The organism is Crossiella sp. NPDC003009 (assembly GCF_053591555.1).
Genome location: NZ_JBSFUA010000035.1, coordinates 1 through 24,287, shown reverse-complemented (window position 1 = coordinate 24,287; position 24,287 = coordinate 1). Strand labels below are relative to the sequence as shown.

General features: G+C 71.8%; 20 protein-coding genes. 13 read left to right on the top strand and 7 right to left on the bottom strand.

The window, feature by feature from the left end; translation table 11 throughout:
• The first annotated feature begins 6 nt into the window (after positions 1-6).
• The 4 genes from ACWDY5_RS29225 (at position 7) to ACWDY5_RS29210 (ending at position 3,945) form a co-directional block, all read left to right on the top strand.
• Positions 7-1,488, top strand: a complete 1,482-nt coding sequence (locus tag ACWDY5_RS29225) for a flavin-containing monooxygenase (protein WP_449725359.1) — start codon at positions 7-9, stop codon at positions 1,486-1,488.
• 145 nt (positions 1,489-1,633) lie between these two features.
• The gene (locus ACWDY5_RS29220; RefSeq protein WP_449725358.1) at positions 1,634-2,596 is read left to right on the top strand and encodes a patatin-like phospholipase family protein; all 963 of its coding nucleotides are present in this window, start codon (positions 1,634-1,636) and stop codon (positions 2,594-2,596) included.
• Complete coding sequence (locus tag ACWDY5_RS29215) at positions 2,593-3,423, top strand: SDR family oxidoreductase (protein ID WP_449725357.1); 831 nt, start codon at positions 2,593-2,595, stop codon at positions 3,421-3,423. The genes ACWDY5_RS29220 and ACWDY5_RS29215 overlap by 4 nt, the downstream gene beginning before the upstream one ends.
• Positions 3,424-3,465: 42 nt before the next feature.
• A complete protein-coding gene (locus tag ACWDY5_RS29210; RefSeq protein WP_449725356.1) occupies positions 3,466-3,945 on the top strand; it encodes a GNAT family N-acetyltransferase in 480 nt (159 codons plus the stop codon).
• A 49-nt stretch (positions 3,946-3,994) separates the two neighbouring features.
• On the opposite strand, the gene ACWDY5_RS29205 is transcribed toward ACWDY5_RS29210, so the two are convergent.
• From ACWDY5_RS29205 to ACWDY5_RS29195, 3 genes are all read right to left on the bottom strand, one after another.
• Positions 3,995-5,473, bottom strand: a complete 1,479-nt coding sequence (locus ACWDY5_RS29205; RefSeq protein WP_449725355.1) for an alpha/beta hydrolase — start codon at positions 5,471-5,473, stop codon at positions 3,995-3,997.
• Positions 5,474-5,572: 99 nt separating this feature from the next.
• Positions 5,573-6,076, bottom strand: coding sequence for a peptide-methionine (S)-S-oxide reductase MsrA (msrA, locus tag ACWDY5_RS29200; protein ID WP_449725354.1), 504 nt, complete (start codon positions 6,074-6,076; stop codon positions 5,573-5,575).
• A complete protein-coding gene (locus ACWDY5_RS29195; RefSeq protein ID WP_449725353.1) occupies positions 6,060-7,364 on the bottom strand; it encodes a sugar efflux transporter in 1,305 nt (434 codons plus the stop codon). The genes msrA and ACWDY5_RS29195 overlap by 17 nt, the downstream gene beginning before the upstream one ends.
• A gap of 78 nt (positions 7,365-7,442) precedes the next feature.
• Here ACWDY5_RS29195 and ACWDY5_RS29190 point away from each other — a divergent pair, with 78 nt between their 5' ends.
• Both ACWDY5_RS29190 and ACWDY5_RS29185 read left to right on the top strand, forming a co-directional pair.
• Positions 7,443-8,117 carry a DNA alkylation repair protein gene (locus tag ACWDY5_RS29190; RefSeq protein WP_449725352.1) on the top strand — a complete coding sequence of 225 codons (675 nt, stop codon included), beginning with the start codon at positions 7,443-7,445 and terminating at the stop codon, positions 8,115-8,117.
• 56 nt (positions 8,118-8,173) lie between these two features.
• The gene (locus ACWDY5_RS29185; protein ID WP_449725351.1) at positions 8,174-9,772 is read left to right on the top strand and encodes an alpha/beta hydrolase; all 1,599 of its coding nucleotides are present in this window, start codon (positions 8,174-8,176) and stop codon (positions 9,770-9,772) included.
• Between the two features lie 47 nt (positions 9,773-9,819).
• Here ACWDY5_RS29185 and ACWDY5_RS29180 read toward each other — a convergent pair whose 3' ends face one another.
• Complete coding sequence (locus ACWDY5_RS29180) at positions 9,820-11,943, bottom strand: amidase (RefSeq protein WP_449725350.1); 2,124 nt, start codon at positions 11,941-11,943, stop codon at positions 9,820-9,822.
• Between the two features lie 107 nt (positions 11,944-12,050).
• Complete coding sequence (locus ACWDY5_RS29175) at positions 12,051-12,701, bottom strand: TetR/AcrR family transcriptional regulator C-terminal domain-containing protein (RefSeq protein ID WP_449725349.1); 651 nt, start codon at positions 12,699-12,701, stop codon at positions 12,051-12,053.
• A 74-nt stretch (positions 12,702-12,775) separates the two neighbouring features.
• Between ACWDY5_RS29175 and ACWDY5_RS29170 the strand changes: the two genes are divergently transcribed.
• Positions 12,776-14,311, top strand: a complete 1,536-nt coding sequence (locus ACWDY5_RS29170) for an FAD-dependent monooxygenase (RefSeq protein ID WP_449725348.1) — start codon at positions 12,776-12,778, stop codon at positions 14,309-14,311.
• Here ACWDY5_RS29170 and ACWDY5_RS29165 read toward each other — a convergent pair.
• Positions 14,301-15,128 (bottom strand): poly(ethylene terephthalate) hydrolase family protein, encoded by an 828-nt coding sequence (locus tag ACWDY5_RS29165; protein WP_449725347.1) that lies wholly within the window; start codon positions 15,126-15,128, stop codon positions 14,301-14,303. The two genes, ACWDY5_RS29170 and ACWDY5_RS29165, sit on opposite strands and share 11 nt — an antisense overlap.
• A 404-nt stretch (positions 15,129-15,532) precedes the next feature.
• Between ACWDY5_RS29165 and ACWDY5_RS29160 the strand changes: the two genes are divergently transcribed.
• From ACWDY5_RS29160 to ACWDY5_RS29140, 5 genes are read left to right on the top strand one after another with little or no spacing between them, the layout of a single operon-like run.
• A complete protein-coding gene (locus ACWDY5_RS29160) occupies positions 15,533-16,030 on the top strand; it encodes a hypothetical protein (protein ID WP_449725346.1) in 498 nt (165 codons plus the stop codon).
• On the top strand, positions 16,030-17,400 hold the full coding sequence (locus ACWDY5_RS29155) for a hypothetical protein (RefSeq protein ID WP_449725345.1): 1,371 nt from the start codon (positions 16,030-16,032) through the stop codon (positions 17,398-17,400). Before ACWDY5_RS29160 ends, ACWDY5_RS29155 begins: the two co-directional genes overlap by 1 nt.
• Complete coding sequence (locus ACWDY5_RS29150; protein ID WP_449725344.1) at positions 17,397-18,770, top strand: VWA domain-containing protein; 1,374 nt, start codon at positions 17,397-17,399, stop codon at positions 18,768-18,770. The genes ACWDY5_RS29155 and ACWDY5_RS29150 overlap by 4 nt, the downstream gene beginning before the upstream one ends.
• 10 nt (positions 18,771-18,780) lie before the next feature.
• Positions 18,781-19,893, top strand: coding sequence for an ATP-binding protein (locus ACWDY5_RS29145; RefSeq protein WP_252481495.1), 1,113 nt, complete (start codon positions 18,781-18,783; stop codon positions 19,891-19,893).
• Positions 19,890-22,631, top strand: a complete 2,742-nt coding sequence (locus ACWDY5_RS29140) for a hypothetical protein (RefSeq protein WP_449725343.1) — start codon at positions 19,890-19,892, stop codon at positions 22,629-22,631. The genes ACWDY5_RS29145 and ACWDY5_RS29140 overlap by 4 nt, the downstream gene beginning before the upstream one ends.
• Here ACWDY5_RS29140 and ACWDY5_RS29135 read toward each other — a convergent pair.
• Positions 22,583-23,548, bottom strand: a complete 966-nt coding sequence (locus ACWDY5_RS29135) for an EamA family transporter (RefSeq protein ID WP_449725342.1) — start codon at positions 23,546-23,548, stop codon at positions 22,583-22,585. The genes ACWDY5_RS29140 and ACWDY5_RS29135 overlap by 49 nt on opposite strands.
• 76 nt (positions 23,549-23,624) lie before the next feature.
• On the opposite strand from ACWDY5_RS29135, the gene ACWDY5_RS29130 reads away from it, so the two are divergent.
• The gene (locus ACWDY5_RS29130; RefSeq protein ID WP_449725341.1) at positions 23,625-24,176 is read left to right on the top strand and encodes a CGNR zinc finger domain-containing protein; all 552 of its coding nucleotides are present in this window, start codon (positions 23,625-23,627) and stop codon (positions 24,174-24,176) included.
• The last annotated feature ends 111 nt before the right edge of the window (positions 24,177-24,287 follow it).

Sequence of the window (24,287 nt, the reverse complement as noted above, 5' to 3'; positions counted from 1 at the left end):
TCACCTATGGCCGCGCAGTACGACGCCGTGATCGTGGGAGCCGGTTTTGGCGGCATGGGCGCCGCGATCCAGCTGAAACGGCTCGGCTTCCACCGGCTGCTCATCCTGGAGCGGGAGGACGACCTCGGCGGCACCTGGCACGTCAACCGCTACCCGGGCCTCGCGGTGGACATCCCGTCCGCCACCTACTCCTACTCCTTCGAGCCCAACCCGCACTGGTCCCGGCTGTTCGCCCCCGGCGCCGAGCTCAAGCGCTACGCCGAGCACGTGGCCGGCAAGTACGACCTGCGTTCCTCGATGCGCTTCGGCGCCGTGGTCACCGGCGCGTACTGGGAGGACGCCGAAACCCACTGGCGGGTGACCATCGCGGGCGGGGAGAGCGTCACGGCGCGCTACCTGCTCACCGCGACCGGCTTCCTCTCCCAGCCGAAGGTGCCCGACATCGAGGGCATCGACTCCTTCGGCGGCAAGGTCATCCACACCACCGCCTGGGACGACGGCTACGACCTGACCGGCAAGCGGGCGGCCATCATCGGCACCGGCGCGACCGCGGTGCAGCTGATCCCCGAGGTGGCCAAGGTCGCCGCCGAGCTGACCGTCTACCAGCGCACCCCGATCTGGGTCAGCGCCAAACCCGACTACCGCATCCCGGCTGCGGTCCGGCGGCTGTTCGCGGCCTTCCCGCCGGCCCAGCGCGCGGTGCGGCTGATCGGCAGCGCGATCCTGGAACTGCTGATGATCACCGGCGTGGTGCACTACCGGCGGCTGCGGATCGCCAACCGGCTGGCCGAGCGGTCCTGCCGCGCGCACCTGCGCCGCCAGGTGCCCGACCCGGAGCTGCGCCGCAAGCTCACCCCGGACTACTCCTTCGGCTGCAAGCGGCCGACCTTCTCCAACACCTACTTCCGCGCCTTCACCCGCCCGCACGTGCACCTGGAGACCACCCGGATCGAGCGGGTCGACGAGGGCGGCATCGTCACCGCGGACGGCCGCCGCACCGATATCGACGTGCTGCTGCTGGCCACCGGCTTCAACCTGTGGGACGTCAACTTCCCGGCCATCGAGATCATCGGCCGGGACGGCAAGAACCTGGGCAAGTGGTGGCGGGAGAACCGGTTCCAGGCCTACGAGGGCGTGACCGTGCCCGGCTTCCCCAACTTCATCTCGCTGAACAGCCCGTACTCCTACAGCGGCCTGTCCTACTTCACCACCATCGAGTGCCAGATGAAGCACATGGACCGGCTGTTCACCGCGATGCGCGGGCGCGGCGCGCAGGTCTTCGAGGTCACCGAACAGGCCAACGAGCGGTTCCTGGCCCGGATGACCGACCGGGTGGGCGACTCGGTGTTCGCGCTCGGCCAGTGCGCCACCGCGAACAGCTACTACTTCAACCAGCACGGCGAGGCCACCCTGCTCCGCCCGACCTCCACCGTGAACGCGCACCGCGAAGCCTCCCGCTTCCCGCTCTCGGACTACTCCTATGTCTAGGCCGCGCCCGCACAGTCCCGCCCGCGGTAGCCGCGCCGGTTCGGTCGCTGGCGGCACGGCCGGAACGCCCGAGTACGCCCGGTACGAGGGCGTCCCGGCCGCACCGCCAGCGACCGAACCGATCACGACTCCCGCAGACGAGACTGTGCGGGCACGGCCTAGGCGGGGACTCGCGATCGGCTGCGGCGGCACCCTCGGCTTCGCCTGGACCGCCATCGCACTGCAAGCGGTGCAACGGCAACTCGACTGGGACCCGCGCACCGCCGAGGTCCTGCTCGGCACCTCAGCGGGCTCGGAGGTGGTGGCCCTGCTGGGTTCCGGCCGTTCCGCCGACGACATCGTGGCCGCCCTCGACGGAGCCACCGACGACCCGGTCCTCGCCCGGCACCTGGCCCACCACCCAGGGAAACGGCCGCCGCTGCCCCGCCTGGACTGGCCCGCGCGCGGACTGCTGGCGCGCGGCGAGATCGACCTGACCGCGCGGCTGGCCGGGTTGTTGCCCAGGGGCGGTGGCGACGCGGGCTGGCTGCGCGAGCTCGGGGCCCGGCTCGCCGACGAGCGACGCGCGGACGAGCGGACCGCGAGCGTCGGCGACTGGGTCGCGCACCCGGCCACCTGGATCGTGGCCGCCGACGCCGCCACCGGTGCCAGGGTCGCCTTCGGATCGCCGGATGCGCCGAAAGCCGGTCTGGGGCAGGCGATCGCCGCGTCCTGGGCCATCCCCGGCTGGTTCCCACCGGTGCTGATCGCCGGTCGGCACTACCTGGACGGCGGCACGGTCTCCTCGGTCTCCGCCGACCTGCTCGCCCCGCTGGAACTGGACGAGCTCGTCGTGCTGGCCCCGATGACCAGCGAACACCCGGCCCCCGCCACCGGCCTGTCCCGCCTGGAACGCCTGCTGCGCCGCCGGATGACCCTCGGCCTCAACCGAGAGCTCCGCAAGTTGCGCGGCACCAAGGTGATCCGCGTCGAACCAGGCCCGGCCGAACTGGCCGCGATGGGCTTCAACTTCGTGGACCCGCGCCGAGTTCAGTCCACAATGGACGCAGCCAGGCTGCACGCGCCCGACCGGGTGCGCGCGGCGATCGCCAGGGGAGTCGCCGCATGACCCGCTACCCGCCCCTGGACCTGCGCGGGGCCACGGTCGCGATCACCGGTGGCGCGCGGGGCATCGGCCGCGCCACCGCGACCGCCTTCGCCGCCCAGGGCGCCCGGGTGGCCATCGGCGACCTGGACCTGGCGCTGGCCAAGAAGACCGCGGCCGAGCTGGGTGGCACCGCGCACCACCTCGACGTCCGCGACCAGGACTCCTTCCGCGCCTTCCTGGCCGAGGCTGCCGACGGCGAGTTGGCCGTGCTGGTCAACAACGCCGGTGTGATGCCCAACGGCGGCTTCCTGGACCTGGACGAGCGGGTGAACCGCCTGATGGTGGAGGTCAACCTGTTCGGCGTGGTGCACGGCATGCGCCTGGCCCTGCCCGGCATGCTGGCTCGCGGCCGCGGCCACATCGTCAACATCGCCTCGCTGGCCGGGAAGTTCCCGGTGCCCGGACTGGCCATGTACAACGCGAGCAAGTTCGCCGTGGTCGGCCTCAGCGCCGCCACCCGCCGCGAGTACGCCTGCCGCGGCGTCAGCATCACCACCGTGCTCCCCTCCGCGGTGGACACCGCCCTGTCCGCGGGCCTGGACATGAAGCCCATCCCCAAGGTCACCCCCGAGGCCATCGCCGCCGCCGTGCTGCGCTCGGTGCGGACCCGCCGGGCCGAGATCGCGGTCCCCGGCTATGTCGGCGCGCTCGCGGCGGCCGCCTCGATCACCCCCGAACCGGTCCTCAACGCCATCCGCAAGCTGTTCCGCGACGACCGCGCGCTGCGCCCGGACAGCCCGGACCGGGTGGCCTACCGCGCCCGGCTCGACGACCGGGAAGGCCGCTGAGCAACTGCGAACCCGGCGCGCCCGCCGTGGGAAGGTAGCGCCATGGGGACACCGGAAGTGCACTTGCGCGAGATCACCGAGGAGAACCGGGACGCGGTGTGCGCGCTGCGCGTGCGGCCCGACCAGGAGCAGTTCGTCGCCTCGGTGACCCAGTCGCTGGCCGACGCCGCGGCGGCCCCGGAGGCCGAGCCCTGGTACCGGGCGGTCTACGCCGGGGACGAGCCGGTCGGCTTCGTGATGCTCAGCTGGGACGTGCCGCCCGGCCGTCCCAGCGTCCTCGGCCGGTACTTCCTGTGGCGGCTGCTGATCGACCACCGGCATCAGCGGTGCGGCTACGGCGAGCAGGTGCTGCGGCTGGTGGTGGCGCTCGTCCGCGCGGACGGGGGCACCGAGCTGCTCACCAGCTACCAGCCGGGGGAGGGGGAGCCGTGGCCGTTCTACCGGCGGTTCGGCTTCGAGCTCACCGGGGAGGTCGACGACGGGGAGTTCGTGCTGCGGCTGCCGCTCAGCCCGCCAGCGTGACCGCGGGGGCCACGGACCCGCCTGGCGAGTCCGTGGCCACCACCGTCGGTCAGGCGGCCTGGTACGGGCCGGCCATCGGTTCCTGGCTGGCCGTCTCGGCCGCGCCGGGCTTCTCGGTCGCCGGGCAGGACAGGCCCCGCTTCGGCGTCTTGAGGTTGATCAGGTATTCGTCCACCGCCGCGTTCACGCACGGGCTCGGACCGGTCTGCCGGTAGGCGGTGTGGCCCCAGCCCTCATAGGTGATCAGGTGGGCGCCGCTCTGCCTGGCCGCGGTGACGTTCCACTCGTACACGGTGGCCGGGTCGTGGATGTTGCCGATCATCACCAGCGGCGGCGCGTTGCGGATCTCCAGGCGGCGCTGCGGGTTGGTGGTCTTGGTGCCGCTGTTCACGCAGGTCAGCGCGTGGTCGACGTAGGGGGTCCACTCGACGTTGCTGAACTGGCGGGACAGCCGGTCGCGCAGGCGCTGGTACTCGGCGTAGTCGCGCACCGGGTAGCTCCAGTCGCTGCACCAGATCGACGGGTACGGCACGTTGGCCACCGGGCCGGCCAGGGCCTCCAGCGCCTCGGAACCGGAGCCGTCCTTGAGGTTGCGCAGCGCGGTGGCCAGGTGGGTCCAGTTCGCCGGGCGGGTGACGCCGAAGGCCTGACCGGCCAGCTGGTAGAAGTCCACCGGCTTGCCGCCGGAGCCGATCAGCTTGCCCGCCTTGGCCTTGGCCTTGAGCTCGGCGTAGACCTTCTTGGTGTCCTGGCCGTGGAGCGCGCAGGTCGTGGTGGTGTCACACCAGTTGGCGAACTTGACGAAGCCCAGCTCGACCGGCGCGGTCTCGCTGCGCATGAAGTCCCACGCGGTCTTCAGGCTGTGGTCCATGTTGCCGTCGAGCACCAGCGCGCGGACCCGGTGCGGGAACTTCTCCGCGTACTGCTGGCCCATCAGGCTGCCGTAGGAGTAGCCGACGTAGGTCAGCTTCTGCTCACCGAGGGCGACCCGGATGGCGTCCATGTCCCGGACGGTGTTCAGGTTGTCCACGTGGTCGGCGAGCTTGCCGGAGTTGGCCCGGCAGCTGTCGTGCAGCGCCCGGTTCAGCCCGGCCAGCTTGTCGAAGTCGGCCTGGCTGGTGGGATGCCGCGCCGCGGTGGCCTGGCTGGCCAGGTCGCGGTCGCAGAGCAGCTTGCTGCTGGTGTTGATCCCGCGCGGGTCGAAGCCGACCTGGTCGAAGCGCTCGCGGGCGGCCTCGGTGAACAGCTCGCCCGACTTGACCGAGCCGACACCGGAGCCGCCGGGGCCGCCCGGGTCCATCAGGATCGAGCCGATGCGCTTGGCCGGGTCCTTGGCCTTGCGCCGGGCCAGCCCGATCTGGATCTTGTCACCGGTGGGCTTGGCCCAGTCCACCGGGACGTCGATGGTCGCGCAGTCGACGCCGGCGGCGTCCGGACAGGGCTGCCAGTTGACCGAGGGCGCCGGTGCGGCCGAGGCCACGCCCGGCGCCACGACCGCGCCGGATACGGCCAGCGCGCCGGCGACCAACGTCAGCAGGGTTCGATTACGTGTGGTAGCAGGTCTCACACGACCCGATACTGCCCACAAGGGCGGCGCACCGCCAGGAAGATCAGGGTAATCCCAGGGTCAGCGCTCGCCGAGCTGCCACTCCGGCCGCACGTAGTGGCAGGTGTAGCCGTTCGGGTAGCGCTCGAGGTAGTCCTGGTGCTCCGGCTCGGCCTCCCAGAAGTCCCCCGCCTGGGTGACCTCGGTGACCACCTTGCCCGGCCACTTGCCGGAGGCGTCCACCTCGGCGATGACCTGCTCGGCGAGGCGCTTCTGCTCCTCGTCCAGGTAGAAGATGGCCGAGCGGTAGCTGGCGCCGATGTCGTTGCCCTGCCGGTTCCGGGTGCTTGGGTCGTGGATCTGGAAGAAGAACTCCAGGATCTGGCGGTAGCTCAGCCGCGCCGGGTCGAAGACGATCTCGATGGCCTCGGCGTGACTGCCGTGGTTGCGGTAGGTCGCGTTGGGCACGTCGCCGCCGGTGTAGCCGACCCGGGTGGTGAGCACGCCGGGGTGCCTGCGGAACAGGTCCTGCATGCCCCAGAAGCAGCCACCGGCCAGCACGGCCTTCTCACTCGCCGCGGTCATGTTCTCGCTCCGCTCTCTCGCTCGTCTCGCCACCAGGCACAACACCGGCCCTGCACGCGATCATCCCGGTTATGACCAGCAGCACCACGCCGAGCACGGCCAGGGCCAGGCTCATCAAGTATGCGGTGCGGTAGCCGAGCTGGTGGGCCAGGCCGAGCAGCGGGCCGGCGAGCATGCCGCCCGCGGTCAGCGTGTTGGAGTACAGCGTGGTGGTGAACCCCGGCCGGTCCGGAGCCAGCGCCTGGAAGTAGGAGATGCCCACGCCCATCAGCGCCGAGATCACCACCGCGTTGAGCGCTTGGGCCGCGGCTACCTGCCAGGTGGCCACGGTGGCCGCCATGCTCGCCTGGTACACCACCGAGACCACCGCGCCGAGCAGCACGAGCCGCCGCTGGTCCAGCTTCACCGCGAGCAGTCCGAAGCCCAGCATCAGCGGGATCTCCAGGGCGGCGCACAGCCCGAGGATCAGGCCGGCGTCGGACTCGGTGCCGCCCAGGTCCGTGGTCACGTACAGCGGCAGCGCCTTGCCGCCCAGCGACAGCGCGCCCTGCAGTGCGGCGAAGGCCAGCACCGCGCACACCAGCTGCGGCCGCGCCGGGCCGCCCAGCCGACCGACCGGCCGGGTGGAGGTGCTGCCGCCGAGCTCCGGCAGCCGGAGGGTGAACGCCGCGACCAGCAGGTAGAACCCGGCGCTGGCCAGGTAGAGCCCGGCGTACCCGGCCCAGGACACCAGCAGTGCGGCCAGCGGCGGCCCGCCCACCCAGGCCAGCGAGATCACCGTGCGCAGGCTGCTGATCACCACCGGCGCCCTGCTCGACCCGCTGCGCTCCACGGCCTGCCGCGCGTAGGCGAACATCTGCGCCAGCACCGAGGAGGCCACCGCCAGCAGGGTCACCGAGATGCCGAGCAGCACCCAGTAGTCGCGCACCACGGCGAAGGCCAGCGAGCCCAGCGCGCCCGCCACCGATCCGGCCACCAGCAGGTTGCGCCGGATCGCCCGCCGGTCGGACAGCCTGCCGAGGAACGCGCTTACCACCAGCCCCGCCAACGGCATGACCAGCAGGAAGCCGCCAAGGCCCACCGGGCCGACGCCGACCTGGGTGGTCAGGAACAGCCCGAGGAACGGCATCGCCAGCGCGACGGCCAGACCCACGGAGATGCTGACCGAGGCCAGCGGGAGCAGCGAGCGGAAGGTCAGTGGTGCGGGGGTCTCGCTGGTGAGCGTCACCCGGTCATCCTCGGTCGGCCGGTCGGCCGGGCCGTAGCCATTTCCCAGGATGTGACCCACGCCGCGCCCCCGCTGGTCACCTGGTTTGTCGGGGCTTGCTCGTAGGCTGGCGGCCACTGGTGAGGCGAGGAGACAGCGGTGGCGGAGACGACGGTGGCCGAGCTGCGGGCCGAGCTGGCCGCGCTCGAGGACCCGAAGATGCGCGCGGTGAACGAGAAGCACGGCGACGACCACGGGGTGAACCTGACCAAGCTGCGCGCGATCGCCAAGCGGCTGAAGACCCAGCAGGACCTGGCCCGCCAGCTCTGGGCCACGGGCGACACCGCGGCCAGGCTGCTGGCGCTGCTGATCTGCCGCCCGAAGGCCTTCGACCGGGACGAGCTGGACGCCATGCTGCGCGAGGCGCGCGCCCCCAAGGTGCACGACTGGCTGGTCAACTACGTGGTGAAGAAGGGCCCGCACGCCGAGGAGCTGCGCCAGGCCTGGTTCGCCGACCCCGACCCGGTGGTGGCGAGCGCGGGCTGGGCGCTGACCAGCGAACGCGTGGTGAAGAAGCCCGAGGGCCTCGACCTGTCCGGCCTGCTCGACCTGATCGAGGCGCGGATGAAGGACGCCCCGGACCGGCTGCAGTGGGCGATGAACCACTGCCTGGCCCAGATCGGCATCGAGCACGCTGAGCACCGCGCCCGCGCCCTGGACATCGGGGAGCGCCTTGAGGTGCTCAAGGACTACCCGACCCCGCCGAACTGCACGTCTCCGTTCGCGCCCAGCTGGATCAACGAGATGGTGCGCCGCCAGGACGCAAGTAGGTAGACCTCGCCGGCCTGCCGGGCGAGGATTGATCTTTCGGCTACGGACGGGAGATCAGGGTGCGGTTGCGGCAGTGGGGCGTGGCGGTCACGGCGGGTGTGGCGTTACTCGGCGCGGGCGGGGTGCCCGCCCTGGCCGCCGACGGGGTGCCCGCCAAGCTGAAGGCCTTCTACCAGCAGCAGCTCAGCTGGGCGCCGTGCGCGGCCCTGGCCGGGCTGGAATGCGCGACGGTGGTGGTCCCGATGGACTACGCCAAGCCCGGCGCGGAGCGGGTGCAGGTCGCGATCAGCCGCCGCAAGGCCACCGACCAGGCAGGTCGGCGCGGGGTGCTGCTGGTCAACCCCGGCGGCCCTGGCGGTTCGGGACTGGGGCTGCCGAACCGGTTCGCCGGCCAACCGGTCGGCCGGGTCTACGACGTGGTCGGGTTCGATCCGCGCGGGGTGGGGCAGTCCACCCAGCTGCGCTGTGCGGCCAGTCTGCTGGAGCTGCCGCAGCCCTCGCGGCCGACCGAGGCGCAGCTGCCGAACTTCACCGCGAAGGCGCGGGACGTCGAGGACGGCTGCGTGCGCGCGGGCGGCGACTACCGCAAGCACGTGACCACCCGCAACACCGCGCGGGATATGGACGTCATCCGCGGCGCGCTGGGTGAGAAGAAGATCAACTACTTCGGCTACTCCTACGGCACCTGGCTCGGCGCGGTGTACGGCACGCTGTTCCCGCGCAACCTGGACCGCAGCGTCCTGGACTCGGCCATGGACCCGAACAAGACCTGGCACGAGCAGGACCTCGACTCGGCGCACTCGATCAAGTTCAACTTCGACTCCTGGGCCGCCTGGACCGCCGCGCGGCACAAGACCTTCCGCCTGGGCACCACCCCGGCGCAGGTCCGCGCGGGACTGGACGAGATCGCCGCCGCACTGGCCACCAAGCCGGTCGGCGGGCTGGGCGATGTCACCGACCTGGACACCTTCACCGGCTTCTACACCCGCTACCGCGCGGTGTGGGCCGGCTTTTCCCAGCAGGTCCGCGAACTGCTGGACTCCTTGCCGGGCAACGGGAACCCGGAGCTGGCCAAGCGCAACGCCGCCCTGCTGGAGCTGGCCAAGCGCTCGCTGGTCAAGCCGACCTCGGCCGGCACCTTCCAGGCGGTGACCTGCGAGTGGGACTGGCCGAGCGACCAGCGGGACTACTACCGGGACATGCGGCAGTGGCGAGACACCCACCCCTACGGCCGCACGGTGTCCTTCCTGGCGCCTGCCAACTGCGCCTTCCGCGGCTTCACCCGCACCGAGCCGCTGCCTGAGATCACCCGCACCACCTACCCGACCGGCCTGGTCGTGCACGCCGAGGGCGACACCCAGACCGCCTACCCCAACGGCGTGGCGATGGCGGAAACCCTGCGGCACCACCTGGTCAGCGTGCCCAACGACGGTGAGCACGGCCAGTACGGCAGCGGCGGCGCCTGCGTGGACAGCACGGTCAACCGCTACCTGGTCGACGGCATCCTGCCGGCCACCCGCTCGGAGTGCGCGGGCGTGGACAAGCCGGCCGACATCCCGGTCGACGGCACCACCGTCCAGACCCCGCAAGGGGAACCGGATGTGGTCGAGCTGGCCACCGGGATCGTGCGGCGGCTGGAGACCAGCGGCATCCACTGAAGAACCGGTCCGTGCCCCGCCCGTCCTGGCAGGGCACGGACCGCGGTTCACGTCAGCCGGGTGGTCACCGTCTTGACCGTGGTGTTGCCGCCGCGGTCCTTCACCACCGCGAGCACCAGCAGGCTGTCCGCCCGGTGCGCGCCGGAGGACCGGTACTTCGCCAGCGGGACCTCCGCCGCCCACGCCTTCTCGTCACCGGTGGTGCTGAGCCGCTCACCGTTGACGTACAACCGGGTCTGCGCGATGCCACTGGGATCGGCGGCGGTGCCGTTGACCTTCAGCACCTCTCCGTCCACTGTGGACGTCAGGGTGACCTGCGGGCCGTCCCGCTCGGAGCGCTTCCCCGGTTCGGGGAACGGGTTGTTCGCCAGCTCGATGGTCTCATCGGCCAGCGGGGCCGGGCGGGTGGGCGGCACCCTGCGGTGGGTGGCCTGCTCGTAGGCGTAGGCGAAGGACAGCAGGGTGTTGTCCTGGTAGGCCGGGCCGGCGAAGGTCAGGTTCACCGGCATCCGGGTGTCCTCCATCAGCCCCATCGGCACCGACACGCTCGGGATGCCCAGCAGCCGCATGGTCTGGTTCATGGTGGACAGCCGGCTGCCGTTCTTCCTGGCCGCCGCGTTGGCCGCCTTGTCCACATCCGCCTCGGCCCGGCCGATGTCGGTGTTGGCCGGGAACACCACGCCGTCCAGGCCACGCGCCTTGAGCCAGTCCTCGAAGTCGGCCTTGCGGGTGTTCTCCAGGCCCCGCAACGACTCCGCGAGTCCCGGCACCTCGCTCCACTGGGCGGGCACCCCCTCGGCCACCAGCCGGGGATGGTTGCGGAAGAACTCCAGGTTGTCCACGCCCTCCTTCTCCTCGATCGAGCCGGGGTCGACCGGGAAGACCTTGGCCATGTCCACCTGGGTCCAGGAGCTCAGCCGGGGGTCGCCGACGGACTTGAGGAACCGCTCCGCGCTGTAGGCGTCCACCTTTTCCATGGTGCGCAGGAACTCCGGCGGCAGCAGGCCGCGTTCGTAGGCCGACACCGCGCCGACCCGGTCGAGCTCCTGGTTGTGCGCCACGGGGAAGTCCACCGGCACCACCTCGGCGCCGAGCTTGCGCAGGTCCCCGGCCGCCTGCTGCCACAGGGCGCGTACCGACGGCCGGATCTCGATCGGGTCGGTGCCACCCAGGTCCTCGCCGATGTAGATCTTCGGCACGCCCAGCCGCTTGCCGCGCAACGCATCCGGCTTCCGCAGCGAGGCGTGGTCGGCCGGTCGCACCTGCTCCACCGGCGGCAGGGCGACCGCGCGCTGGTCCCGCCAGAAGTCGGTGGCGGTCTCCTCGTCCTTGACCGCGATGGTGTTGAGCAGGGTGAGCAGGTCGTCCATGCCGCGCGTCTGCGGGACGATCACGTCCATCACCGGCCACAGTGGCCAGTTGCCGCGGATGGAGAGCAGGCCGCGGGAGGGCGTGTAGGCGACGAGTGCGTTGTTGGAGGCGGGGGAGCGGCCGGAGGAGACCGTCTCCTCGCCCATGCCGAAGACCGCGAAGCCGGCCGAGGTGGCCACCGCGGAACCGTTGGAGGAACCGGAGTTCCAGGCCGCGGCCAGGTAGTCGCGGTTGTACGGGCTCTCCGGGCGGCCGTACAGCCCGCGCTGCATGCCACCGGCGGCCATCGGCGGCATGTTCGTCTTGCCGATCAGCACCCCGCCGGCCTCGCGGATCTTGCGCACGGTGAAGGCGTCACCGCCGGCCACCAGGTCCTTGAACGCCGGTGATCCCGAGGCCACGGTGAGCCCCTTGACCAGGTAGCTGTCCTTGACCGTGAACGGAATCCCGTCCAGCGGCCCGAGCACCTTGCCCGCCGCGCGCCGCTGGTCGGCGGCCGCGGCCTCGGCCAGCGCCTCCGGGTTGGGCACCACCACCGAGTTCAGCCTGATCCCGTTGGCGTCGTAGGCCTGGATGCGGTTGAGGTACATCGCGGTCAGCTCGACACTGGTCAGCGCGCCCGAGCCGAGCGCGCGCCCGATCTCGGCGATCCCGGCGTCCTGGAGCACGAACGGTTTGGGCGGCTGGCTGGGTTCCGGCCCGGTGCAGCCGGTGGCGAGCAGGGCCAGGCCGAGACCGAGAGCGAGCAGGGAACGGGCCCGGCCGCCTGGCGGCGACGACCGGGGCAGGTGATGGTGCATGGTGCGGTTCCTCCGTGGTGCAAGGCGGGCGGGCCACGAAGCACTTTTCCAGCAACATCATCACGGCGAGGTGGTCGCGACGGGGAAACCTCCGGTGAAACTGCCGATCAGGAAGGAGCGGCTGCGGTCAGGCCGGTGAGCAACAGGTCCAGCGCCCGCTCGAAGTCCTGTTCCGGCCGGGCCGCGCCGAGTGCGGGCAGCGCCCGGCTGAGGTGCGGCAGCTTGGCCGGATCCACCCGCCGGAGGTAGATCTCGGTGTGCCCGGTCTCGGCGGGTTCGCTGTGCGCGCGGGCGAACCCGGCGGTGGTCAACAGCAGTGAGCCGAAGATCAGGCCGTTCAGCGCGCCCAGTGCCTGGCGCACCCCGTCATCGTCCAGGCCGGCTTCGTAGAGCGCGCCGATCAGGTCGTCCATCGGTTGCAGCGCGCGCAGCGTGGTGGGGTTGGCCTGGTCGGTGACCAGGGCCAGCGGCACCACCGGGTGGCGGCTGAGCACGCGGTAGAAGCTCAGCGCGGTGGCACGGACCCGCTCGGCCCAGGGCAGCGCCGGGTCGGGGCGCTCGATCTCGGCGTACACCCGCGCGGCGATGCCGTCCAGGATGTCGGTCTTGTTCGCCACGTGGTTGTACAGCGCCATCGCCTCGACGCCGAGGGACTTGGCCAGCTTGCGCATGGACAACCCGTCCAGGCCCTCCGCCGCGGCCAGCGCGAGGGCCGCGTCCAGGACCTTCTCCCGGTTCAACGGCTCCCTGCGCGTCATCTGGATCTCCCTCGCTTGACAGGTTTACAGCGTACATATCATATTTACAGCGTACATATACGCCGTAAGTGAGGGTGAGTGCGCTGACTGATGTCATCGTGGTGGGCGGCGGGCCGACCGGGTTGCTGCTGGCTGCCGAGCTGCGCCTGGCCGGGGCCGATCCGCTGGTGCTGGAGGCGGCCGACGGGGCGCTGCGCCGGACCCGCAGCCTGGGCTTGCGCGGACTCAACGGCCGGACCGTGCAGTCGCTGCGGCTGCGCGGACTGACCGACCGGTTGGCCGAGGCCCAGGCCGAGCTGTTCGAGATGCTCGCCTTCGGCGCCAAGAGCGAGGACCCGACCCGCGAGATGGTGCGCCTGCTCGCGGAGAACCGGGCCAAGGGTCACTTCGGCGGTCTGCCGCTGATCGAGGACGCGGCCGATCCCGAGGGTGCGCCCACCCAGTTCCTACTCCAGCAACACGTGCTGGAGCGGCTGCTGGCCGCCTGGTCGGCAGAGCTGGGCGTCCGGATCCGCGCCGGCTGCCCGGTGGTGGACGTGCTGCCGGAGTACGGCGGGGTCCGGGCGGTGCTGGCCGACGGGAGCTCGGTGCGGGCGGCCTACCTGGTGGGTTGTGACGGCGGCCGCAGCACCGTGCGCAAGCGGGCCGGGATCGCCTTCCCCGGCACGGACGCGACCATGACCGGCCGGACGGCGGTGGCCCAGCTCGCCGATCCCGGCGCGGTCACCCCCGCCCTGCACGGCCCGCGTGGGCTGCTGAGCCTGTCGATGGTGCCGGGGGAGATCTCCACCATCGAGTTCGACGGCGGACCGGCCGACCGGGACGAGCCGGTGACCGCCGAGGAGATGGCGGCCAGCATCAGCCGGGTCAGCGGGACCGAGGTGACCATCACCGAGCTGGCGGCCGCCATCCGGTACAGCGACAACACCAGACAGGCCGAGACCTACCGGCGGGGCCGGGTGCTGCTGGCCGGGGACGCCGCGCACGTGCACTCGCCGATCGGCGGGCAGGGCCTCAACCTCGGGTTGCAGGACGCGATGAACCTCGGCTGGAAGCTCGGCCTGGTGGTGCGCGGCCTGGCGCCGGAGTCGCTGCTGGACAGCTACACCGCCGAGCGGCACCCGGTGGGGGAGCGGGTGTTGCGCAACACCAGGGCCCAGGTGGCGCTGCTGCGGCCCGGCGCCCAGGTCGCCGCGCTGCGCGAGGTGTTGCGGGAGACGCTGACGATCCCGGCGGCCAAGCGCCACTTCATCGAGATGGCCAACGGTATCGACATCGACTACGCCCCTGACTCCGCCCATCCCCTCGTCGGCCGGTTCGCGCCGCCGCTCGAACTGGTGGGTGCCGACCCGCTGCCGGTGCTGCTGGGCCAGGGCCGCGCGGTGCTGCTGGACCTGTTGGGCGGCAAGGAGATCCGCGAGGCCGGGGCAGGCCACGCCGACCGGGTCCGGCTGGTCCGCGCGACCTGCCCGTCCCATCCGGAACTGGCCGCGGTGCTGCTCCGCCCGGATGGCTACGTCGCCTGGGCCGCCCCGGGCGCCGAGCTGACCGGGCTGCCCGAGGCGCTGGCGGACTGGTTCGGCCCCGCGCTGAACGGGCTCAGCCGCTGAGCTGCCTCGCCTTCTCGTTGCGGGCCACCGAGGACCAGGACTTGTCCTGGCACAGCAGGCAGTCCGCGCCGAAGAAGATCTCCCGGGCGTTCGCGTCACCGGAGAGCCAGTACCGGAACCAGGCGGTCAGCACACCGGCAGCCCGGATGCGGGTCTCACCGGGGAAGAAGTGGTCAGCTCCCTTCAGCTCGGCGAAGACCGCCGGCACGTGCCCGGCCCAGGAGTAACGGCCGCGGACGTAGACCGAGGGCACGATGAGGTCGAGCTGCCCCGCCAGGAACAGGCTCGGCCCGTTGAGCGCGGGCACCGAACCCTGCGGACCCGGCATCAGCGGAACGGTGGTGTCCACCAACGGATCCGCGCCTGCCGCGATCGCGCCGCCACCGCCCTGGGAGTGACCGGCCGCGCCCACCCTGGTCTCGTCGATCTTGCCGTGGAACACGCTGCCCGGCCGGGCGTCCTCGGCGATCAGGAAGCGCGCGCCGTCGAGCATCTCCCGGCCGGAACCCGCCTGGGTGGTGTTCGCCGCCGCGACCACGAAGCCCCAGGAGGCCAGGTGCCGCAGTTGCGCGTCATAGGGTTCGGGGGAGGCGCCGGTGCCGTTGCCCCAGATCACCACCGGGTGCTGGACACCGCCCCGGCCCAGGTCACTCGGGTAGTAGAGGGTGTGGTCGGGGCCGCCCCTGACCTTGGTGACCGCGTGCGGCCCCGGCGCCTCGAAGTGACCGGGCGGGGCCGCGGCGGCCTGGACAGGGGCCAGGAGCAGGGCCGCCGTGATGAACGCCAGCCCTGCCATCCGCCTTGGTCGGTACGCCATTGTTCCTCCTCGTGGCCGGATGCCCGACATCATCACAGCGGGCGGTTCGGCTGAGTACGGAACAGGATCCAGACTTTTCCACCGCGGGTTGTGACCGGCCACAAGAGGGCTGGCGGGGCTGCTCCGGCGGTGCGCCGGGATCGTCAGCGGCGGGGGAGCCGGGCGGTGGCGGTGGTCCGTACGGCCCCTGCGGCGGGGGCGGCCAGTACCCGGGCTGCTGTGCGAACTGCGTCGCCGCCGCGGTGGCCAGGACCTCGGTCGGCACGCCGCTCAACGGGGTGGTGCAGATCGGCGGGCCGGGCGGCTGAGCTGGGCAAGATCGGAATTGTCGGTGGCCGCCACTACGTTCTGCCGAGTCCCCGTCACGGTGGTGTGACCGGGACTCGGCAGAAGGAGATGGTGCGTTGTCCGATTGGCAGAGGTCGAGCACGGCCCGGGTGCTGGCGCCCGCCCGGCCGCGCAAACTGGCCAAGGTCCCGTTCGTCGAACTGGCCGACGGACGGGTGCAGGGGGTGGTGTCCAGTGGCTCGGACATCGGGCGGGTGTACGTCTCCTCGGTCGCGGCAGGCACGTACGCGTTCACCTGTAGCACCAACAACAACCGCCCGTGCGGCGGCGCCCGCGGCTACTTCTGCAACCACATCCTGGCGATGGTCACCGAGGCGGTCCTGCAGTACGGCGGCGAGCGGGTGGCGCGCTACCTGCGGGTCGAGCCCGGGGAGCTGACCGCGCAGGACATCGCCGCGACCATGAGCCACGCCAACCCGCCGCAGGGGGACAGCGCCGCGGCCGCGCCGGTGTTCAGCCAGTTCCTGCGGCACCTGGCCTACCTGGAGCTCGCCCCGAGCACCGCGCCGCTGCCGGAGATGCAGTGGTTCCCCTCCACCAGGGCGGTGGTGTGATGCGCGCCGACCTGCTCGCCGATCCCGTTGCCGGACTTGACGAAGCCCTGACCGCGATCGACGCCTTTGACGGGACGCTGGTCGCCGGGCTGCTCCGTCCGCAGCCCGCCGGTCTGATCGGGCTCGCCGACGCCCTCGCGGGGTCACCGCTGGCGGACCGGGTCGCCGAGGCGGTGGAGAAGACCGCGGCGGGCGCGGCGGGGGAGGAGCACTTCCTCGTCCTCGCCGCGGCCCGCGCCGCGCTGTTCGGCTCGGTGCACGACGCGCTGCTGGCCCGCGTCACCGAGGCCACCGGCCGCGGCCTTGGCGAGGACACCGAACCCACGCCGGGTTCGCCCGAGTCACCGAACCTGCTTGCCGCCGCCCGGTCCTGGCTGGCCGACCTGGCCCGCGCCGGGTGGCAGGGCATCGACCACGACCTGGTTTCCGGTGCCGCACCGGTGATCTCCGCGCTGCTGCCGGCACCCGGCCTGCGCCGGCTGGCCGCCCTGCTGGACGGCTTCGCGGCTGAGCTCGCCGCCTCCTGCCCCGGGACGGCGCTGGACCGGATCCCGTTGCGGCGCTGGGCCGACCTGTGGTCCCGCGCGATGCTGCTGACCCTGGCCAGCCCCGCTCCCGCCACCGGCACGGCCACCGGCCGTCTGCTGCCGCTCGGGGTCGACCTGCACGAGCATCCGACCGCCGCGCAGGCCCAGGTGCACGCGGTGTTCGAGCCCCTCGACGGACCGGCCCGGCTGGTGCGGGCCAGTGTGTCCGCGCCCAAGCCGGACACCATCATCGGCGCGGGGATCTGGCAGCTGCTGCGGCCGCACCTGTCGCTGCTGACCGCGCTCAGCGAGGGCCGCGCGATGGAGCTGACCGGGATGCCGATCACCGCCGAGGGCGACCTGATCTGGCAGGACGAGCACGCCCGCCTCGGCGAACCAGCCGACGCCTTCGCCACCGCCAGGGTCGCCCTGCCCGCCGCGCTCACCCCGGCGACCGCGCCGCTGGACCGGCACCCGGCCCGCATCGCCGTCCCGGTTTTCCTTGAGGGCTATGCCATCGAGCGGGACGAGGACACGCTGACCCTCACCATCGCCGGGCACCGGCTGGCCGTGGACGCCGACCGCATCCCGGTCGCCGGGCCACTCACACCCGAAGCCGTGGCGACCTCCACCGCGTGCATCGGTTTGCTGCGCTGGGAATCTGGGGACTTCCGCGTGCAGCCGCTGGCAGTGGAGTCCGCCGTGCGCAAGAAAACCGTTGTGTTACACGCGGGTGCGTGGGCCGGGGGCACCACCGACAAGGCCGGGGTCAAGGCGGAGAAGGCCGCCACCGACGCCGCCGCGGTGCTGCGCGAGCGCGCCGGAAGGTTGTTGCGGAAATGAGTCAGGCGCAGGAGAACCGCCGCCAGGTGCTGTACTGGCGGCTGCTGGCCAGGCTGTTCGACCAGGAGGAACAGGCCGCGCTGGAGTCGGCCAGCCTCGCCGTGGTCGAGGACATCGGCCTGCCACCGGCCTTGCTGGACCCGCAGGCCGGGGTGGACTCCGTGGTGCAGCGGCATCCGGAACTGGCCGCGGAGTTCGACGGCCTGATGGTCGTCGACCCTGCGGCGGACCGGGACCAGGCGGCTGAGGTGCGGCGGGCGGCGCTGGTGTCCAAGGTGCTGCTCAACGTCTTCGCCACCGGCTCCGGCACGGTCAGCGCCGGGCAGCTGTCCCGCTGGCAGGCCGACGCGGCCTGGCTGGAACGCGCGCTGGGCTGCAAGCCGGGGGAGCTGCGCGGTGGCCGGGCTGGTGGCCGGGGTGTCAGCCCGACCGGCACCGGGGTCGGCGGCCCCACCCCCGACCTCGGCAACCTGATCCCGGAGATCGGACCGGAACTCGCTGCCCTGGAAGGGGATCTGGTCAAGCGGATGCACCTGCGCGAGGTGCTCGCCGACCCGGCGCTGGCCGCGCGGCTGACACCGAGCATGTCGCTGATCGAGCAGCTGTTGCGGGACAAGGACAACCTCTCCGGGGTGGCGCTGGCCAACGCCAAGTCGCTGATCCGCCGGTTCGTCGACGAGGTCGCCGAGGTGCTGCGCACCCAGGTGGAGAAGGCCACCGTCGGCGCGCTGGACCGCTCGGTGCCGCCCAAGCGGGTCTTCCGCAACCTGGACCTGGACCGCACGATCTGGAAGAACCTGGTCAACTGGAGCCCGGAAGAAGAACGGCTCTACGTCGACCGCCTCTACTACAAGCACACCGCGCGCAAGAACACCCCGCAGCGGCTGATCGCGGTGGTCGACCAGTCCGGTTCCATGGTGGACTCGATGGTCAACTGCACCATCCTGGCCTCCATCTTCGCCGGACTGCCCAAAGTGGACGTTCATCTGATCGCCTACGACACCCAGGCGCTGGACCTCACGCCGTGGGTGCAGGACCCCTTCGAGACCTTGCTGCGCACCAACCTCGGCGGCGGCACCGACGGCACGGTCGCGATGGCGCTGGCCCAGCCGAAGATCGCCGAACCACGCAACACCGTGGTGGTGTGGATCTCCGACTTCTACGAGTGGCAGAGCGAGCCGCTGTTCGAGAGCATGGCCGCCATCCACCGCTCCGGGGCCAAGTTCATCCCGGTCGGCTCGGTCACCAGCGCGGGCCGGGGCAGCGTGAACCCGTGGTTCCGCGAGCGTTTCAAGGACCTCGGCACCCCGGTGCTCTCCGGTCACATCAGCAAGCTCGTGCACGAGCTCAAGACCTTCCTGACTTCCTGAAAGGCACGACATGTCCGACCTGTTGCGCGCCCCCGCCGAGCTCAAGTACGCCGAGGAGCTGGACTGGCTGGAGTCCATCGACGACAACCCCAAGCCGTTCGCCTGGCGGCTCTCGCCGAAGATGGTGCGGCTGTTCATCCTCGGCGCCGAGCGGGCCGACGGCCTGGACCGGGAGATCGCGCAGAAGTGGTACGGGGACCGCAGTTTTGTCGAACGGTCCATCGTCACCCTGGCCTCCGACCGCGGCCTGCTGCTCATCGGCGACCCCGGCACCGGCAAGAGCTGGCTGGCCGAGCTGCTCGCCGCGGCGATCTCCCGGAACTCCACCCTGGTCGTGCAGGGCACGGCCGGCACCACCGAGGACCACATCAAGTACTCCTGGAACGTCTCCATGGTCATCGCCAAGGGCCAGTCCAGGCAGTCCATGATCCCCTCACCGATCATGACCGCGATGGAGCAGGGCGCGATCGGCCGGTTCGAGGAGCTCACCCGCTCCACCAGCGACGTGCAGGACGCGCTGATCTCCATCCTGTCCGAGAAGTACATCTCGGTGCCGGAGCTGGACAGTGACAACATCGTCTTCGCCAAGCCCGGCTTCTCCATCATCGCCACCGCGAACAGCAGGGACCGGGGCGTCAACGACCTGTCCTCGGCGCTGAAGCGGCGGTTCAACTTCGTGCGCATCCCGGTGGTGACGAACAAGAAGAGCGAGACCCAGATCGTCCGCTTCCGCACCGAGGAGCTCCTGCGGCGGCACCAGATCGAGCTGGACGTGCCGCCCACCCTGCTGGACGTGCTGCTGCGCAGCTTCGCCGACCTGCGCGCGGCCGCGGCCGCCGCGGGCAGCGATGACGAGAAGCTGGAGTCCGCGCTGTCCACCGCGGAGCAGATCGGCGTGCTGGAGGACGCCATCCTGCACAGCAACTTCTTCGGCGCGCAGCAGCTGACCGCCCGCACGCTGGCCTCCTCGCTGGTGGGTTCGCTGGCCCGGCGCGCGCCGGAGGACCTGGCCATCCTGAACAAGTACCTGCACGGGGTCATCGAGCCGCGCAGCAAGGACGAGGGCGGGAACTGGCCGGAGTTCCTCGAGGGCGGCCGTGACGCGATCGCCACCCTGTCATGAGCGGTGCCTTCGACACCCTGCGCGGCCGGCTGAGTGAGGCCGCCGCCGCGTTCGCCGACGGACCCGGTGCGCTGGAAGGCATCCTGCTCGGCATCGTGGACGACGTGGACCGCGCGGTGCGCGAGCCGCTGGAGATCTTCCCGGTCTGCCACCACTCTCCGGCCTCGGCGGTGGCGATGGCGCGGCGGCTGCGGGAGAAGCAGCCCAAGGTGGTCTACCTGGAGCTGTGCGAGGACCTGGCCCCGCTGCTCACCGAGCTGCGCAACTGCCGGCTGCCCGTCGCGGTGCAGGCGTTCGCGTCCGAAGTGGACGGTTTCCCGGCCGAGTGGTCGCCGCTGTCGGTGGTCGCGCCGATCACCGAGGCGTCAGCGGAGTACCAGGCGATCGCGTATGCCCTGGACACCCCTGGGGTGGAACTGGTGCTGGTGGACCGTTCCGCCGACCACGTCTTCCAGTGGGACCGCCCGGAAACCCCGGCCGCCGAACCCGCCGAGGAAGAGGCTGCCCTGCACGGTGACGCGGTCGGCGTGGAGATCGGCGACCTCCGCCCGCGCTTCGCCGAGCTGGAGGAGCACCTGCTGCACCACGGCAAGGTGCGGCACTGGTCGGAGTGGTGGCACCAGTACGTCGAGCTGCCGCTGGGCGAGGCCGACCACGACAGCTACCGGCAGGTGATGTTCCTGATCGGCAGCCTGTTCCGCAGGCTCGCGCCCGGCGACCCGCACCGGGTGCGGGTGGATGAGGACCGTGAGCGGTACATGTGGACGCGGATGCGCGAACACCTGGCCGTCAGCGGCACTGATCCAGGCGACTGCCTCTACGTCTGCGGCGCCTTCCACGCGGCCAGCCGGGTCGCGGAGTTCGGCGTCGCGGGCAGCGACGGCTTCACGATCAGCCCGCGCAGTGCGAGCACCTGGCAGTACGGGCTGATCCCGTCCAGCAACGCGGCGATCGAGGCGCAGTTCGGGCTGGCCGCCGGTTCGGTGTCCATCGCGGCCACCGAGTGGGCGAAGAACCTCAAGCGCACCAAGGTGAAACCCTTCCAGCTGGACGGACAGGCCGGGGCGAAGCGGAAGAAGCCCGCGGCCCTGCCCGCCCCGGTGGCCGCGACCACGCCCGCGGACCAGCTTTCCGGGTTCCTGCAACGGCCGCCGGTGCTGGACGGGCTGGACGAGGCCGAGCTGCTGGGCTGGTGCGTGGAGATCGTGCGCGCCGCCCGCCGCAACGGCTACCTGGCCTCCACGGCCGATGCGATCGCGGTGTTCGAGACCTCGATCCTGTTGGCCGGTATGCGAGATCGGGCCCGGCCGACGCCGTACGACTTCCAGGACGCGGCGGTCACCTGCATCGAGAAGGACGTGGTGCCCGGCAGGCGGGACGTGCGCCGCCTGGTCGAGATCATGATGGGCGGCGACCGGATCGGCCAGGTCGGCTACGAGGCATTGCCGCCGCTGGCCCGGGACGTGCACGACCGGCTCGCGCCGCTGAACCTCAAGCTGGACCAGCGCGGGGTGCGGCGGGCGCTGCTGGACATCGCCGGTCAGCCGGAGCTCGCGTTGTGCTCGGACGTGCTGTGGATGCTGCGGTACCTGATGCCGCAGGGCGCCGCGCGGCCGATCATGGGGCAGCGGCGGCTCGGCGAGCGGCCGATCCAGGAGTCCTGGGACCTGGCCCTGGGCACCCACCAGCGGGCGCTGATCGAGCTGGGCTACGAGGGCGTCAGCATCGAGCAGGTGCTGGAGCAACGGCTGCGGCGCAAGGCTTACCACCCGCAGGCCACCGCCGCCTCGGTGCTGGCAGCGGTCGAGGACGCCCTGCGGTACCTGCGCAGCGCCCGGCTGGCCGGAGAGCTGGGCGTGCGGGCGCTGGAGGTGCTGACCACCGAACGCACCGTCGACGGCGCGCCGGAGGTGCTGCGCCGGGTGCGCGGGCTGCTCGCGTACTACCGCACCAGCGAACCCGTGCTGCCGCAGTGGATCGAGGCCTTCGTCAAGGCGGGCTACGCGCACTACTGCACCCTGCTGCCCACCGCGTTCACCGACGAGGACGCCGGGGTCGGTCAGGTCGCCGCGATGCTGGGCTTCCTGTTCAGCATGGAGTCCCTGGCGCTGTCCCTCGGCTGCGACCGGACCCAGCTGGAACTGGCCATCACCCAGTCGCACCCGCAGGAGCCGTCGAAGGTGGCGCTGCTGTGGGCGGCGCAGGTCCAGCTGGGCCGCCTCTCCCGCGCGGAGCTGCGGTCGCGCTGCGACGAGCTGCTGGGCAACCCCTTGGTGCTCAACGCTTATCCGCGTTACCTCAGTGGGTTCGTGCACGCGCTGGAACCGGCGCCGGTGCTGGCCGACTTCGTGGTGGAGGCGGTGTCCAACGCCTTCGCCCGGCTGCCGGACCCGGTGCTGCTGCCCTGGCTGCCGACGCTGATCACCACCCTGCGCGCCCGCGGCGCGGAGCTGGTGCCGCTGCTCATCCGGGAGGCGGGCCGCCTGTTCCCCGGCAGGCTCGCGGCGCTGGATGAGTGGGTGCCGCCGTGGCTGGCCCCGGAACCCGTTGCGGCGCAGCCCCGGCGGGCCGCGCAGGGTCTCGCGCTGCTGGCCGCCCACCCGGCCACCTGTGACGCGGTGGCCGGACTGCTGGGCTGCGACGGCGAGTGGGCCGCCGCAGCTCCGGCAGGGGTGGCGCTGCTCGACCGTTACCCGGACACCGCGCTCGCGGTGACGGAGGTGCTGGCCGGAGTCTGAGCGGCTGGCGGGGCGGGGCGTTCGGCCCGGACGGCGGCGATCCCGCCGAGGATCAGCGCCCCGCCTGCCAGCTGCAGCGGCGTGAGCTCCTCGCCCAGCAGCAGCCAGGCGAACACCGAGGCCGAGACCACCTCCAGCAGTCCGACGAAGGAGGCCAGTCGCGAGCCGAGCAGACTGGAGGCGGCGATCCCGGTCGCGTAGGCCACCGCGGTGGAGATCACCGCGACCACCAGCAGCGGAACCCACCACGGTGCGGGCGAACCGAGCAGCGGCACCTCGCCGAAGGTCGCGGTGAACGGCAGCAGGCCCGCCGCGCCGGTCAGCAGCAGCACCACCCCGGCCAGCAGCAGCCCGGACCCGGCCAGCGCCACCGGTGAGAGGCCCGCACTGGGCCGGGCCGCGATCACGAAGTAGGCCGCGCAGCCGATCGCCGCGCCGAAGGCGATGAGCAGGCCGATCGGGTCCACGGCCTGCACCGCGCCGGGTCCGATCACCAGCACCAGCCCGCCGACCGCCAGCACCGAACCGGCCAGCACGCTCAGCCCCGGCCTGCGCCGGGTCAGCACCCAGGTGACGCCGACCAGCAGCAACGGGGCCAGGAACTCCACCAGCAGCGCGGTGGCGACCGGGATGCGCTGGAGCGCGGCGAAGTAGGTGAGCTGGGTGAAGGCGACCCCGACCAGTCCCATGCCGAGCACCCGCCACCGGGCGCGCCACAGCAGCTCCCAGCGCCCGCGCAGGGCGGCCACGGTGAACGGCAGCAGCACCAGCCCGGCCACCAGCACCCGCGCGGTGACCGCGGCCGCGGGCGACCAGCCCGCGGTGAGCAGCGGTTTCACGAACGGCCCCGAGGTGCCGAAGGAGACTACGGAGACGATCGCCGCGGCAAGCCCCGCGGACGTCGGCGACAACTTCATGGCGCCTCCCGGCTGTGTGTCATGAGCTAACGTTGCTTCAGTCCTGACGCTAGGTCCGGGGATGTGAGGAGTCAAATTGCGTTTTGCCCCTGACACGGAGGAGTCGCTGGAGTTCGTGGTGATGCTCGGCAACACCGACCCCGGCGCCTCCCGCAGCGGCGCGGACGAGCTGGCCACCGTCGAGCAGCTGGCCGACCTGCTGGCCCGGTGCACCTACTCCGGCCGCATCGACCACGACGAGGCCGAGCTACGCGAGGTCCGCGCCACCAGGGACCTGCTGCGGCAGGTATGGACGCTGGACCGCGACGAGGCGGTGGAGGTGGTCAACCGGATGCTGCGCGAGGCACGGGCGCTGCCCCGCCTCGCCCGCCACGACGGCCTGGACTGGCACATCCACGCCACCGCCCCGGACGCCCCGCTGGCCGAACGCATCCGGGTGGAGGCCGCGATGGCGCTGGCCGACGTGATCCGGATGGACGAGATGCGCAGGCTCAGGGTGTGCGCCGCGCCGGACTGCACCGGACTGCTGTTGGACCTGTCCCGCAACGGGCTCAAGCGGTTCTGCGGGGTGCGGTGCGGCAACCGGATGAACATGATCGCGTTCCGGGAGCGCAAGTCCGGGCAGTGAGGGCCTCGGCGCCACGGCCTAGGGGGCGTTTTCAAAGCCAGAGGACCAGAGGAGTAGTGCGGCCAGGGTGATGGTTGCCCGGTAGGAGACCGCGGTCTGGTCATAACGGGT

Coding starts and splice junctions, on each gene's coding strand:
- ACWDY5_RS29225 (WP_449725359.1), top strand. CDS start 7: ATGGCCGCGCAGTACGACGCCGTGATCGTGGGAGCCGGTTTTGGCGGC.
- ACWDY5_RS29215 (WP_449725357.1), top strand. CDS start 2,593: ATGACCCGCTACCCGCCCCTGGACCTGCGCGGGGCCACGGTCGCGATC.
- ACWDY5_RS29210 (WP_449725356.1), top strand. CDS start 3,466: ATGGGGACACCGGAAGTGCACTTGCGCGAGATCACCGAGGAGAACCGG.
- msrA (WP_449725354.1), bottom strand. CDS start 6,076: ATGACCGCGGCGAGTGAGAAGGCCGTGCTGGCCGGTGGCTGCTTCTGG.
- ACWDY5_RS29180 (WP_449725350.1), bottom strand. CDS start 11,943: ATGCACCATCACCTGCCCCGGTCGTCGCCGCCAGGCGGCCGGGCCCGT.
- ACWDY5_RS29175 (WP_449725349.1), bottom strand. CDS start 12,701: ATGACGCGCAGGGAGCCGTTGAACCGGGAGAAGGTCCTGGACGCGGCC.
- ACWDY5_RS29165 (WP_449725347.1), bottom strand. CDS start 15,128: ATGGCGTACCGACCAAGGCGGATGGCAGGGCTGGCGTTCATCACGGCG.
- ACWDY5_RS29155 (WP_449725345.1), top strand. CDS start 16,030: ATGCGCGCCGACCTGCTCGCCGATCCCGTTGCCGGACTTGACGAAGCC.
- ACWDY5_RS29150 (WP_449725344.1), top strand. CDS start 17,397: ATGAGTCAGGCGCAGGAGAACCGCCGCCAGGTGCTGTACTGGCGGCTG.
- ACWDY5_RS29145 (WP_252481495.1), top strand. CDS start 18,781: ATGTCCGACCTGTTGCGCGCCCCCGCCGAGCTCAAGTACGCCGAGGAG.
- ACWDY5_RS29140 (WP_449725343.1), top strand. CDS start 19,890: ATGAGCGGTGCCTTCGACACCCTGCGCGGCCGGCTGAGTGAGGCCGCC.
- ACWDY5_RS29135 (WP_449725342.1), bottom strand. CDS start 23,548: ATGAAGTTGTCGCCGACGTCCGCGGGGCTTGCCGCGGCGATCGTCTCC.